Source organism: Ramlibacter sp. 2FC (genome assembly GCF_005503345.1).
In the GTDB taxonomy this organism is placed as follows: Bacteria; Pseudomonadota; Gammaproteobacteria; order Burkholderiales; family Burkholderiaceae_C; genus SCMQ01.
Genome location: NZ_SCMM01000008.1, coordinates 59,187 through 72,503, shown reverse-complemented (window position 1 = coordinate 72,503; position 13,317 = coordinate 59,187). Strand labels below are relative to the sequence as shown.

At 68.1% G+C, this 13,317-nt stretch carries 11 protein-coding genes; 9 read left to right on the top strand and 2 right to left on the bottom strand.

Annotation, left to right across the window (positions count from 1 at the left end; genetic code table 11):
- Window positions 1-46 precede the first annotated feature (46 nt).
- Window positions 47-1,162, bottom strand: a complete 1,116-nt coding sequence (locus FFS10_RS05660; protein WP_171016052.1) for a CaiB/BaiF CoA transferase family protein — start codon at window positions 1,160-1,162, stop codon at window positions 47-49.
- 378 nt (window positions 1,163-1,540) lie between these two features.
- Here FFS10_RS05660 and FFS10_RS05655 point away from each other — a divergent pair, with 378 nt between their 5' ends.
- The 7 genes from FFS10_RS05655 to FFS10_RS05625 all read left to right on the top strand — a co-directional run bounded on the left by FFS10_RS05655 (window position 1,541) and on the right by FFS10_RS05625 (window position 9,569).
- A complete protein-coding gene (locus FFS10_RS05655) occupies window positions 1,541-2,710 on the top strand; it encodes a thiolase family protein (RefSeq protein ID WP_137892440.1) in 1,170 nt (389 codons plus the stop codon).
- Window positions 2,707-3,888, top strand: a complete 1,182-nt coding sequence (locus tag FFS10_RS05650) for a thiolase family protein (protein ID WP_137892438.1) — start codon at window positions 2,707-2,709, stop codon at window positions 3,886-3,888. Before FFS10_RS05655 ends, FFS10_RS05650 begins: the two co-directional genes overlap by 4 nt.
- 32 nt (window positions 3,889-3,920) lie before the next feature.
- Window positions 3,921-4,376, top strand: coding sequence for a Zn-ribbon domain-containing OB-fold protein (locus tag FFS10_RS05645; protein WP_171016053.1), 456 nt, complete (start codon window positions 3,921-3,923; stop codon window positions 4,374-4,376).
- Window positions 4,377-4,457: 81 nt separating this feature from the next.
- Entirely contained in the window at window positions 4,458-5,459 is a 1,002-nt protein-coding gene (locus FFS10_RS05640; RefSeq protein WP_137892434.1) for a Bug family tripartite tricarboxylate transporter substrate binding protein, read from the top strand.
- Between the two features lie 20 nt (window positions 5,460-5,479).
- Window positions 5,480-7,633: an acetate--CoA ligase family protein gene (locus FFS10_RS05635; RefSeq protein ID WP_249931179.1), complete on the top strand. Its 2,154-nt coding sequence runs from the start codon at window positions 5,480-5,482 to the stop codon at window positions 7,631-7,633.
- A gap of 25 nt (window positions 7,634-7,658) precedes the next feature.
- Window positions 7,659-8,789 carry a nitronate monooxygenase gene (locus FFS10_RS05630; protein ID WP_137892432.1) on the top strand — a complete coding sequence of 377 codons (1,131 nt, stop codon included), beginning with the start codon at window positions 7,659-7,661 and terminating at the stop codon, window positions 8,787-8,789.
- 15 nt (window positions 8,790-8,804) lie between these two features.
- Complete coding sequence (locus FFS10_RS05625) at window positions 8,805-9,569, top strand: crotonase/enoyl-CoA hydratase family protein (protein ID WP_137892429.1); 765 nt, start codon at window positions 8,805-8,807, stop codon at window positions 9,567-9,569.
- A 39-nt stretch (window positions 9,570-9,608) separates the two neighbouring features.
- Here FFS10_RS05625 and FFS10_RS05620 read toward each other — a convergent pair whose 3' ends face one another.
- On the bottom strand, window positions 9,609-10,337 hold the full coding sequence (locus FFS10_RS05620) for a hypothetical protein (protein ID WP_137892427.1): 729 nt from the start codon (window positions 10,335-10,337) through the stop codon (window positions 9,609-9,611).
- Window positions 10,338-10,509: 172 nt separating this feature from the next.
- Between FFS10_RS05620 and FFS10_RS05615 the strand changes: the two genes are divergently transcribed.
- Together FFS10_RS05615 and FFS10_RS05610 are read left to right on the top strand one after the other, a co-directional pair.
- Window positions 10,510-11,487 carry an alpha/beta hydrolase gene (locus FFS10_RS05615; protein ID WP_137892425.1) on the top strand — a complete coding sequence of 326 codons (978 nt, stop codon included), beginning with the start codon at window positions 10,510-10,512 and terminating at the stop codon, window positions 11,485-11,487.
- 132 nt (window positions 11,488-11,619) lie between these two features.
- Window positions 11,620-13,299: a flavin-containing monooxygenase gene (locus tag FFS10_RS05610; RefSeq protein WP_137892423.1), complete on the top strand. Its 1,680-nt coding sequence runs from the start codon at window positions 11,620-11,622 to the stop codon at window positions 13,297-13,299.
- Window positions 13,300-13,317 lie beyond the last annotated feature (18 nt).

Sequence of the window (13,317 nt, the reverse complement as noted above, 5' to 3'; positions counted from 1 at the left end):
GCGTCGCCGGCGCTGGGCGCCGGCCTTCGCGGTGTGGCAACGCCGCTCAGGCGCCCTGCTTCGAGGCAAGCTCGCCCAGCACCTCGGCGGTGTGCTCGCCCAGTGCGGGCGTCGGCCGCGTGAGCGAACCGGTCGTGCCGTCGAACATCAGCGGCTGGCGGATGTAGCGCAAAGTCCCGCCCGGCCCCGCAAGGGGGACCACCATGCCGCGCGCGGCGACCTGCGGGTCTTGCGCGACCTCGCCCAGCTTGCGCACCGGACCGAAGGCGATGCGCTCGGCTTCCAGGCGCTCGCACAGCCAGTCGTGAGGATGTTGCGCCAAGGCCGCACGCAGGCGCGGCACGATGTCCTCGGCCCGCGCGCTGCGCTGCCGCTCATTCAGCGCAGCGAACTCGTCCAATCCCAGCAAACCGCACAGGGCCGACCACATGTGGTCCTCGCCGGCGATGCTCAGCGTGATCTGACGGCCGTCGGCGGTGGCGAACAGGCCGTAGCCCGGGTCTTCGGGCGGCAGGCGCCGGGCGGGCAGGCCGTTCATCGCCGGCACCAGGAACGGGGTCATCCAGCTGAGCAGCGAGTCGAGCATCGACACGTCGATCTGCGAGCCCTGGCCGGAGCGCGTGCGCGCGAGCAGGGCGCTGACCACGCCCAGTGCAGCGAACATCGCCGACGCGATATCGGCCAGGGGCAGCACCGGCATCGCGGCGCCGGCCTCCTGGCCGGCCGGCACATCGAGCATGCCGGCAACTCCCTGGATGCTCAGGTCGTGGCCGGCCACGCTGGCCAGCGGCCCGTTCTGGCCGAACGACGAGATCGACACGAACACCAGCCCGGGCTTGTGGGTGCGCAGCACCTCGGCGTCGAGCTTCAGGCGCGCCATCACGCCGGGACGAAAGCCTTCCAGGACCGCGTCGGCGGTGTCGACCAGGGCCAGGAAGGCGGCGCGGCCCTGCTCGCTCTTGAGGTCCAGCGCCACCGAGCGCTTGTTGCGGTTGAAAGCGGTGAACAGCCCGGGAAAACGCCGCGAGGGGTCGCCGCCATCGGGGCGCTCGACCAGGATCACGTCCGCGCCCAGGTCGGCGAGCAACAGGGTGGCGTAGGGGCCTGGGAACTGCTCGGCCAGGCTGAGGATGCGCACGCCGGTCAGGGGGAGCGATGTCATGCGAAGTTTCCTTACAGATGAGGAGGACGCGGGGTCGGCCAAAGGCACGCTCGGGCGGCGTTCCGGGCGGACGGCGCATTCCATGCATTTTGCGTCGCCGCAAGGGTTTTGATCGAGTTTCGAATACAAGAAAACTAATTCCTTATCAGGAAAATTTAACACTTCGAAGTCCTGGGGGCAAGGGGTGGAAGGTCTGCCTCGGCGTGATCCGCGAAGACGGCGAGCCTGTTGCCGGCCGGTCACAAAAAAAGCCCCCCTTTTTTCGGCTGCGTGATATGATTTTCGAAAACAGAGATTTGTATTCGAGATTTAGAAATATACCAAGGCGGGTCCGCCAACCGGCGCAGGCCCTTCCATCTACTCAGTGAAAGGTGATCCATGGGAAAACAGATTCAGGTCGGGGTGGTTGGCAGCGCGGTATTCGCGCCGCGCAACCCCGAACGCACCTCGTTCGAGGAGGCGCTGCACGCGGTCACGCATGCGGCCCTGCGCGACGCGGGCATCAAGATCGAGGACATCGACGGCATCGTCGTGGCCGGCAATGACCAGCTCGATGGTCGCGCCATCACCATCATGATGGCCTCTGGCTCGGTGGGCGGCGTCAGCCGCGACATCCTGGCCACGCCGTCGGGCTCCGAGCATGCGTTCGTGCTGGGCGCGCTGCGCGTGCGCTCGGGTCTGTACCGCACGCAGCTGGTCGTCTCGTGGAGCCCCCTCGAGACCGACGGCATCGAAGACGTCCAGCGCCTGTCCGCGGACCCCTACTACCACCGCAGCCTCCCGCTGGACGACCTTTCCACGCATGCGCTGCACGCCGTGGCGCTGGAAGCCAAGGTGCCCGGCTTGCGCGAGGCCGCCGTCACCGTGACCGAGACCAACCGCCGCCACGGCTCGCAGGCGCACGCCGAGTACGCCCCGGCGCCGCGCGAAAAGGTCAACATCGAGCAAGGCAAGATGCTGCGCTACCCGATCACCGAAGGCATGGTGTCGGCGCCGGCGTTCGCCGCCGTCGCGATGGTGCTCGCCAGCGACGACTGGATCGCCGAGCGACAGGGCCTGGCCACCGCCTGGATCCAGGGCATGGGCTGGGCCACCGAGCTGCCCTGGCTGGGCGACCGCGACCTGTCCACCCTGCCTTCGCTGGCCGCCGCCGTGGAGCAGGCCTACCGCGAATCCGGCACCGACCTGAACAAGCCTGATTTCGACCTGGCCGAAGTGGCCGACGCCACGCCCTACCAGCAGTTGGTGGCCATCGAAGGCCTGGGCCTGTGCCAGCGCGAGCAGCTCACGCAGGCCGTGGCCAGCGGCACCTTCGCCAAGGAAGGCGCCATGCCGGTCAACCTGTCGGGTGGCGCGATCTGCTTCAACCCGCTGTTCTGCACCGGCCTCATGAGCATCAACGAGGTCGCCAACCAGATCCGTGGCAAGGCCGGCGCCCACCAGCGGGCCGGTGTGAAGAAGGCCGTGGCTCACGGGGCCAGCGGCGGCGCCATGCAATACAACACCGTGGTCGTGCTCGGCCGCGAAGCCAGGGAGAACGTGAAATGAGAAAGATTCCCCGCGTCGGAATCATCGGCATCGGGCAGTCGGCGCACCAGGCGCGCCGCGACGATGCCAACTACACCGAGCTGGTGCGTGAAGCCGTCTCGCTTGCCATGGCCGATGCCAAGCGCGAGTTCGACGAGATCGAGGCCGTGGTCTACTCGCTGGCACCCGACGCTCTGCTGGGCATCGTGAACGCAGAGCGCCAGGGCGTCGCCGCCGTGGGCGCGCGCAACAAGCGCTTCATGCGCATCAACACCGGCGGCTCCACCGGCGTGTCGGCCCTGGCGGCCGCGCACTCGCACATCCTGGCGGGCGCCTGCGAGACCGTTCTCGTGGCCGGCGCCGACAAGGTGGGCGAGTGCGGCGACTCGCAGACCATACTGAACAAGATCTGGGACCCGACCTACGAGCGCTCGCTGCCCCTGGGCACGATCACCATGCTGGCCATGTCGGCCGTGCGCTACATGCACAAGTACGGCATGACCGAGGAAGACATGGCCCGCATCGTGGTGAAGAACCGCGAGCATGCCTCGCTCAATCCCAACGCGCACCTGCGCCAGCGCACCACCATCGAGGAGGTGATGGCCTCGCGCATGATCTCCTGGCCGATCAAGCTGTTCGACGCCTGCCCCCAATCGAGCGGGGGTTGCGCCATGGTGCTGGCCTCCGAGGACTACATCAAGCGCAACCAGCTCGACGCCGTGTGGATCACCGGCGTGGGCCACAGCTCCGAGAGCTACTTCATCGGCGACCGCATGGGCAACCACTACGCGGCCGACCATGGTGACGCCCAGGCCCTGGGCGAAGCCTGCCACCGCGCCTACCAGATGGCCGGCATCACCGACCCGGTCAAGCAGATCGATGCAGCCGAGCTGTACGCGCCCTTCAGCAACACCGAGTACCACGCCATCGAGGCGGCCGGCCTCGCCCCGCTGGGCAAGTCTCCGGCCATGCTGCGCGAAGGCTTCTTCAAGATCGGCGGGCAGAACCCGGTCAATCCCTCGGGCGGCACGCTGTGCGCCAACCCGATCGCTGCCACCGCCATGATCCGCGTCGCCGAAGCAGCCCTGCAGGTATGGGGCCGCGCCGGTGGCCACCAGGTCCAGGGCGCCAAGCGTGCGATCGGCACCGGCAACGGCGGCGATCACCAGTTCTTCGGCGCGATGGTCGTCGAAGCCTGATCTACAGAATCTCACTCGAAAGGAAAACGAACATGGAACTGATGACCCGTACCGAGCAGTGGAACATCACCTACAAGCATGCGCTGGGCGAGACCGCCAGCTACTTCTTCCAGCAGCTGCGTGACCACCAGAAGATCCACGGCCGCCGCGACGCCAAGTCCGGCCGCGTGCTGGTGCCCCCCCGCGCCTTCTCCGACGAGACGCTCGAACCCACCAAGGACTGGGTGGAAGTCGGCCCCGAGGGCCAGATCGAGTGTTTCACCATCGTCTACGCCGCCTTCAAAAACCTGCCGGACCCGCCCTACGCCTTCGGCTACGTGCTGCTCAAGGGCGCCGATACCGCGATCGGCGGCTTCTTCAAGGGCTTGGACTTGAGCGACAGCGCCGCCGCCGCCAAGAAGCTCGCCGTGGGCACCAAGGTGATCACCAGGTTCGCCGAAAAGCGCACCGGTGACGTGCTCGACTTCTGGTTCGAGCTCGCCGAGTAATTACCCCTGCGCCGGTGTCGGAGTATCCGATGCCGGCCGTCGGTTCTATATTTCATCCACAACATCCGAGGTAGACGAGACATGGCAGACGGCACAACGATCTCGGCGCTCAACCGCCGGCACATCCTCCAAGGCGCCGCCGCGGCGCTGTCGAGCGTCGCGCTGGGCATCGGTCCGGCGGCCGCCCAGTCCTCCGATACCCCGATCAAGATCGCGGTCGGCTTCCCGCCCGGCGGCTCGGGCGACCTGTTCGCGCGCATCCTGGCCGATGCCTTGCGCGAGGAATTGGCGCGCCCGGTGCTGATCGAGAACAAACCCGGGGCCGGCGGCCTCACCGTGGCCATGGGCTTTCTGCGTGCGCCCAAGGATGGCAGCCAGCTCATGCTGGCCACCGGTTCTACGGCCGTGTCGGCGCCGATCTCGCGCGCCAAGCCGCCGTACAACCCGGTCGAAGACTTCCAGTGGATCGCCCTGCTGTCCAACGCGCCCTTCGTCATCGCGGTAAACCCGGCCTTGCCGGTGACCGACCTCAAGGGCCTGGTCGCCTACGCCAAGGCCCGGCCGAACAAGCTCTCCTACGGCCATGCCGGGCTCGGCACCACGGTGCACCTGGCCGCCGAGCTGTTCAAGGAGCGCGCCGGCGTCGACATCGTCGACATCGCCTATGCGGGCAGCGCGGGTGCGATCACCGACACCATCGCCGGCAACGTGCAATTCATCGTCGAGACCACGGGCGCGCTGCTGCAGCACCACAAGGCCGGCAAGCTGCGCATCATCGCCACCATGGCCGAGGCGCGCGAAAAGATCGCGCCGGACATCCCGACCGCACGCGAGGCCGGCTATGACCTGCTGGCCGGCACCTGCAACCTGCTGGCCGCGCCCCTGGGCACGCCGCGCGAGGTGGTCGAGCCGATCGCCAAGGCGGTGGCCCGCGTGATGGAGCGTCCCGCCATCCAGCAGCGGCTGGCGCAGCTGGGCATCCAGCCGATCACCCAGTCCAGCCCCGCGCAGGCGCGCGACTACGTGGCCGCCGAGGTCGCGCGCTGGACCCCGATCGTGAAGAAACTCGGCATCGCGCTCTGATGCGGCCGGCAGGCAAAGCCATGAGCGCGAACCTGCAGGAACGGGACACTGGCACGGAGGCCGCCCGGGCGCTGCTGGATCCCGCCTCGGTGGCCATCATCGGCGCCTCGGACAAGTCCCGCTGGTCGGCGACGGCCTTCGAGAATCTGACCCAGGGCGGCTTCCGCGGGGCCGTCCACTTGGTCAACCCGAGAGGCGCCATGGCACATGGCCGGTCAGTCGCCAGGACCTGCGCCGAGCTCGGGGATCGCGTCGACCTGGGCCTGGTGATGGCGCCTGCGGCGGCCGTGGCCGACGCGGTGGCTGACCTGGCCGCGGCCGGCGCGCGCTCGGCCGTGGTCCTGTCGGCCGGGTTTTCCGAGACCGGCGCGGCGGGCGATCGCCTGCAGCAGCGCCTGCGCGACGTGGCGTCGGCGACGGGCATCCGCCTGCTCGGACCGAATTGCCTGGGCTTCATCAATTTCAGCAACCGGGCCTATGTCTGGACCACGCCGGTCATGGCGCCGTCCAGCAACCACGGCGTGGCCATCGTTTCCCAAAGCGGTGCCACGGCCTATTTCCTGTCCACCCTGGCCTACCAGCAGGACGTGGGCCTGAGTCATGTGGTCTCCACCGGCAACGAGGCCGACCTGGACGGCGCTTGCTTCGTCGACTACCTGATCGACGACCCGAATGCGCGGGCCATCGCGGTGTTCGCCGAAACCTTCCGCAATCCGGCGCGTTTTCGGCGCGCCGCCGAGCGCGCCCTGAGCATGGGCAAGCCGCTGGTGGTGCTGAAGATGGGTGCCAGCGAGGTGACGGCCAAATCGGCGATGGCGCACACCGGCGCGCTGGTCGGCGACGACCGGGTGTTCGACGGCATCTGCCAGCAGCTGGGCATCATCCGCGTGCGCTCGATGGAAGAGCTGCTGGCCACGGCCGATGTGGTCGGCCGCACCGGCCTGCTGCGCCCCGGCGGGCTGTGCGTCGTGACCAACTCGGGCGGCGTGGGCGAGATCGCCGCCGACACCGCCCAGCTGCGTGGCCTCGCGCTGCCGGCGCTGAGCGAAGCGACGGCCGCGGCCCTGCGCGAGACCATTCCCGACATGGCCGCGACGCACAATCCGCTCGACCTGACCGGCGCGGTCACGCCCGAGCAATGCGAGGGGGCCCTGCGGGTCCTGGGCGGCCAGGCCGACTACGCGGCCATCCTCTGCCCCTGGTACGAGATTCCCACGACGCCGCAGCAGGTCAACGAGCGTCTGACCCAGTTGCACCAGCACCTCACGCGTGGCCTGGCCGCGGCCCCGGTGCCGGGCCTGCTGGTGAGCTACACCAACACCACCGTCAACGCCATGGCGCGCGAGATCATCGCGCAGACCGGGGCGAACTACCTGGCCTGCGGCCTGGACCGCGCCATCAGCGGCCTGGCCAGCGCCTTCTGGTGGTCTCAGCGCCAGCGCGAGCATGCGGGCCGGCAACGGGCCCAGGCCGTGGCGCGCACGCTCACGCCCGAGCGCCCGCGCTCCGAGCGCGAGGCCCTGGACTTCCTGGCCCGGCAGGGTGTTCCCGTGGTGCCCGCCACGCTCGCGGCCGACGTGGACCAGGCCGTGCGCGCGGCGCGCGAGCTCGGCACGGCGGTGGTGGTCAAGGTCGCTTCGCCCGACATCGCCCACAAGAGCGACATCGGCGGCGTGGCGCTGAACCTGCGGGGCGACGAGGCGGTGCGCACCGCCTTCAACCAGGTGCTCGCGGCCGCGCGCCAGCATTGTCCCGAAGCCCGGATCGAAGGCGCCCTCGTTGCGCCGATGCGCGCGCGCGGCGTCGAGCTGTTCGTCGGCTTCTCGCGCGACCCCCAATGGGGGCCCATCCTGGCCGTCGGGCTCGGCGGTGTGTGGGTGGAAGTGCTGCAGGACGTGGCCTTGCGGCCCCTGCCGGTCGACGCCGACGAGGTCCAGCGCATGCTGGCCGGTCTGCGCGGCGCCAAGCTGCTGGCGGGCCAGCGCGGCATCCCGGCGGCGGACCTCGACGCCGTGGCCGCGGCCATCGCAGCGATCGGCGAAGCCATCCTGCGCCTGGGGCCGGAGCTCGAGGCGCTCGACGTCAACCCGCTGTGGGTGCGCGGCGACCAGGTCGAGGCGCTCGACGCGCTGTTCGTCTGGCGTGCTCCCGAAACTGCTGCCACGCCGACCTGAATTCGCACCCAGCAAGGACCCTGCCATGCGTACCCCCATCTGCGAGAAGCTCGGCTGCGAACTGCCGATCTTCGCCTTTTCCCACTGCCGCGACGTGGTCGTCGAAGTCACCAAGGCGGGCGGCTTCGGCGTGCTCGGCGCCTCGACCTTCTCGCCCGAACAACTGGAGGCCGAGCTGCGCTGGATCGACCAGCATGTGGACGGCCGTCCCTATGGCGTCGATGTCATCATCCCCACCAAGTACGACAAGGAAGCCGAAACCACCACGGAGGATCTGGAGAAGCTGATCCCGGACGAGCACCGGGCCTTCATGGACCGGCTGCTGGCCGAGGAGGGCGTGCCCGAGCTGCCGCCAGACGAGCGGGAGCGCATCCACAAGGAGATCGTCGAAGGGCGCGGCAACATGACGCCCGACGGCGCGCGCCGCCTGCTGCGCGTGGCGCTCGCTCATCCCCAGGTCAAGCTGGTGGTGAGCGCCCTGGGCTCGCCACCGCCCGACGTGGTGGAGGAGTTGCGCGAGCGCAAGGTGATGATAGGCGCCATGTGCGGCAAGGGCGAGCATGCGGCCCGCCACAAGGCGGCCGGCGTTCAGGTGATCGTGGCCCAGGGCACCGAGGCGGGCGGGCACACCGGCGACATCGCCACCATGGTGCTGGTGCCGCAGGTGGTCGAAGCCTGTGGCGACGAGGTCGCCGTGCTGGCGGCCGGCGGCATCGCCAAGGGCAGCCAGATCGCCGCGGCGCTGGCGCTCGGCGCGCAGGGCGTGTGGTGCGGCACGGTGTGGCTGGGCACGCGAGAGAGCGAGCTCGATCCCTTCGAGAAGCAGGTGATGTTCGAGACGCGCTCGGAGGACGCGGTGCGGCGCAAGGCCCGCACCGGCAAGACGGTGCGCATGACCCGCAGCAAGCTGTCGGAGGCCTGGGAGCAGCCGGGCGCGCCCAAGTACCTGCCCACGCCGCTGCAGGGCATCCTCTACAACGAGGCCCACGCGCGCGTGGTGCGCGCCAAGCGCAAGGACCTCTACTCCTTCCCGGCGGGGCAGGTGGTGGGCATGATCAACGAGGAAACCTCGGTGCGCGATGTGATGTACCGCATGCAGCTCGAGTACCTCGAGACCATGGAGCGGCTGCGCAAGCTCGATCCCAGCGAATCCTGAAGCAAAGGAAAACCTATGTCGGACGAAGTCCTGGTCGAACACATCGACGGCATGGTGGTCGTCACCATCAACCGGCCCGAACAGCGCAACGCGGTGAACCGCGCCGTCTCGTATGGCGTCTGCGCGGCGCTCGACGAAATGGACCACCGGCCCGACCTGCGCATCGGCATCCTGACCGGCGCGGGCGGCAACTTCTGCGCCGGCATGGACCTCAAGGCCTTCTTGCGCGGCGAGGTGACGCGGGTCAAGGGACGGGGCATCCTGGGCATCGCCATGACCCCGCCGCGCAAGCCCCTGATTGCCGCTGTCGAGGGCTATGCCCTGGCCGGCGGATTCGAGTCGGTGCTGGCCTGCGACCTGGTGGTGGCGGCGCGCAACGCACAGTTCGGTCTGCCGGAGGTCAAGCGCGGGCTCGCGGCGGCCGCGGGCGGGCTGATGCGCCTGCCGCGGCTGATTCCGCAGCGCATCGCCATGGAGGTGGCGCTCACCGGCGACATGATCCCGGCCGAGCGCCTATACCAGTACGGCCTGATCAATGTCTTGGTCGAACCAGGGCAGGCGCTGGACGAAGCCAAGAAGCTGGCGCGCCGCATCATGGCCAATGCGCCGCTGGCGGTGGCCGCGAGCAAGCAGGTGATCATCGAGCAGCGCGACTGGCCGATCGCCGAGATGTTCGCTCGGCAGGAGGCGATCACCGGGCATCTGCTGGGCTCGGCCGACGCACGCGAGGGCGCGTCCGCCTTCGCCGAGCGCCGAGCGCCGGTGTGGAAGGGCGAATGACGCGTTTGCCGCCGTGACGGGCCCGGCCCGGTTGCGCGTTCAGGCCGCCAGCGCCGCTTCGACGGGGAACTGCAGCACGATCAACTCGAGCCCGGTGTCGCCCGCCTCGATGTCGAGCGGCTCGCCCTGCGGGACGAACACGGTAGCCAAGCCGTGCAGCGTCTCTTCATCGACGCGCAAGGCCCCCTGGGTCACCACATAGAAGCGTCCGCCGCCGCGCTCCTGCCCGGCCGGTGCCGGCCGCCTCGCATGGGGCGGCAGCCAGAGCAGCCAGGCCGCCAGTCCGCCCGCGTCGGGTGCGATCAGCGTCTCCTCGGCTGGTGCGTCCAGCGTCTGCAGCGCCTGCGCCGTGACCTGCGCACGTGGCGCTCCATGCGCCTGCTGCTTCCTGATCCGAAGCTGCAGCCGCTCGCGCGAGTCGGGCAGGTACCAGGCGCCCACGTCGCTCATCACCCGCAAGGTCAGGTAGGCCAGCCCCTCGCCGCCTGACACGATGGGCCCATAGCCCGAGTGGGGCGACGCATAGTGCACGGACAGGGGCCCAAGCGGGTTCCTGCCGATGCTGCCGCTGCCGCCGACGACCAACTGGAACTGGTGCTGCAAGTGGAAATGGGTGGGTAGCGTCCAGTGGGCCGACTGCTCGACGAGAAAGGCCTGGGGCCGCGGGCGCGCCTGGGCTTCCGAAACGATCAGGTCGGTCACAAAGCCGATGAACTGGGGCTTGTCGAGTGCGCGCCGCGCCGGCTGGGCGCGCTCCAGGGTCTGCATGCGGATCAAAATTCTGGCCCCATCCGGTGTGAATCTGGCTATACTGAAATTTCGAGAAAACGAAATGATTTTCGAAAATGAAAGATAAGCCTTCCTGTGCGCAACGTCAAGCGCGGCGCGCCGGCAGCCTGTCTTCTCTTCCGCTTCCCCTTGCCTTGATGGAGACGCCGCCATGCCGTTGTTGGATCCCGAAGTCGAGAAACTGCTCGAGCTGGCCCGCCAGGCGGGCCGCCCGCCCTACGAGGCGCTGACACCAGAGCAAGCGCGCGCGGCCTACGCGGCCAGTTGGGACCTGCTGCAGCCGCCGCCACAGGCCGTGGCCGCAGTGCGCGACGTCAGCGTGCCCGGCCAGGGGGGCGATCTGCGCCTGCGGATTTACCGCGGCCTGGGCACGCAGGACGACCAGCTCCTGCCTTGCATGGTCTTCCTGCACGGCGGCGGCTGGGTGATCGGCAACCTCGAGAGCCACGACCGGCTGTGTCGTCGCCTGGCCAACGTGGCCCGCATCTGCGTGGTCGCCGTGGACTACCGGCTGGCGCCCGAGCATCGCTTTCCCGCCGCGCTCGAAGATGCCGCGACGGCCCTGCAATGGGTGACTGAGCATCAAGCGGCACTGTCCATTGCGCCGGGCCGCATCGGCATCGGCGGGGACAGCGCCGGCGGCAACCTGGCGGCGGTGCTGGCCCTGATGGGCCGCGACGGCAGCGCGCCGCCCGCGATGTACCAGGCGTTGATCTACCCGGTGCTGGACCTGACGGCCGACAGCGCCTCGTATCGGAAAGTGACTGCGGGCGTGCCGCTGACGGCGGCCACCATGCATTACTTCATCGACCACTACACGCCGCTGTCGAGTCAGCGTCTCGACTGGCGGGTCTCGCCGCTGAGGGCGCAGAGCCTGGCCGGCACGCCGCCCGCTCTGGTGGTGACCGTCGCCAACGACCCGCTGTGCGATGAGGGGCGTGCCTATGCCCAGAGGCTGGAAGAAGAGGGCGTGCGCGTCACCTCGCTGCACATGAGCGACCAGCTGCACGGCATGTTGCTGCTGGGCAAGCTCGTGCGCGCCAGCAACATCGTGATCGACTTCGTCGCCACCGCCATGGGCGAGGCACTGCATCACGGCACGCCGGTTCGCAGCCATTCACAAAGTTGAGCGGTTTCGATCAAAACATGTGTCTTTTCGCGCCCTGTCCTCGTCGCTAGAGTTCGAGACTTTCTCGCACGACGAACGCCTCTTGTCTTGAATATTCCCGGCGCACGTCGGACCACCCAGAAGGAGACATCGATGAACCGCGCAGACCCCTCCAGTTCAACCTATACCACCTTCGATGCCGTGGTCGTCGGGGCCGGCTTTGCGGGGCTCTACATGCTTTATCGCCTGCGTCAGCTCGGCCTGAGGGTTCGGGCTTACGAGGCCGGCGACGGCGTGGGAGGAACCTGGTACTGGAACCGATACCCCGGCGCACGCTGCGATGTGGAGAGCATGCAGTATTCCTATTCCTTTTCGGAGGATCTCCAGCGTGAGTGGCACTGGACCGAGCGTTACCCGCAACAAGAGGAGATCCTTCGCTACATCAACCATGTGGCCGACCGCTTCGACCTGCGTCGCGACATCCAGCTCGAAACCCGGGTCATCAAGGCGGTCCATGACGAGAAAAACAGCCAGTGGACCGTGTTGACCGATCGCGGCGACAAGGTCGTCACGCGCTTTCTCATTTCCGCGGCGGGCTGCCTCTCAGCCGGCAGGGTGCCCGACATTACCGGTCTCGACAGCTTCAAGGGAAAGTGGTTCCACACCGGCAACTGGCCGCACGAGAAGGTGGACTTCACCGGGCGGAGGGTCGGCGTGATCGGCACCGGATCTTCGGGCATTCAGGCCATTCCGGTCATCGCGCGCGAGGCCGCCCAGGTGGTGGTGTTCCAGCGCACGCCCAATTTCAGCATCCCGGCCTGGAATCGGCCCTTGACCGAGGAAGAGCAACTGGCGTGGAAGGCCAAGTACCCGGAACACCGTGAAAAGGCGCGGCGCACGCGCTCCGGCATCCTCTACGAGTACAGCCAACGGGCCACCAACGACGTCAACGAAGAAGAGCGGCAACAGGAATACGAGCGCCGCTGGAAACGCGGCGGTGCGAACTTCACGCATGCCTTCAATGACATCTTCATCAACCGGGAGTCGAACGACAAGGCGGCCGAGTTCGTGCGCAACAAAATCCGCTGCACGGTCAAGGACCCGAAGGTCGCTGAACTTCTGTCGCCCAACGACCATGCCATCGGGACCAAGCGGATCTGCGTCGATACCGATTACTACGAAACCTTCAATCTGGAGCACGTCAGCCTGGTCGATCTGCGGGCGACGCCCATCCAGGAAATCGTGCCGGCCGGCATCCGTACGGATGCCGCCACCTACGAACTGGACGCCATCGTTTTCGCCACCGGTTACGACGCGGTCACCGGCTCGCTGGACCGCATCGAGATTCGCGGCAGGGGCGGCAAGGCCCTGAAGGACAAGTGGTCCGAGGGGCCGCGCACCTACCTGGGCCTGATGACCGCGGGCTTCCCCAACCTTTTCTTCATCACAGGCCCTGGAAGCCCCTCCGTCCTGACCAATGTGGTGGTTGCGATCGAGCAGCATGTGGACTGGATTTCGAGGTGCCTGCAGCACATGCAGGCCGAAGACCTCGATGTCGCCGAACCGATGGCCGCTGCCGAAAACGAATGGGTGGCGCATGTCAACGAGGTGGCCGACAAGACACTCTTTCCCAGCACCAAGTCCTGGTACATGGGCGCCAACGTGCCGGGCAAGCCCCGTGTCTTCCTGCCCTACGTCGGTGGGTTCGGAAACTACACCAGCATTTGCGAGGAGGTCGTCGCCGAGGGTTACCGGGGGGTGCGGTTCGGATCGGCGAATGCCGCGAAGGACCGAGCCGCCGTTGACGAGGCATTCTCCATGCCCCATCGCTAAAGCGCCAGCCCGTTCGAG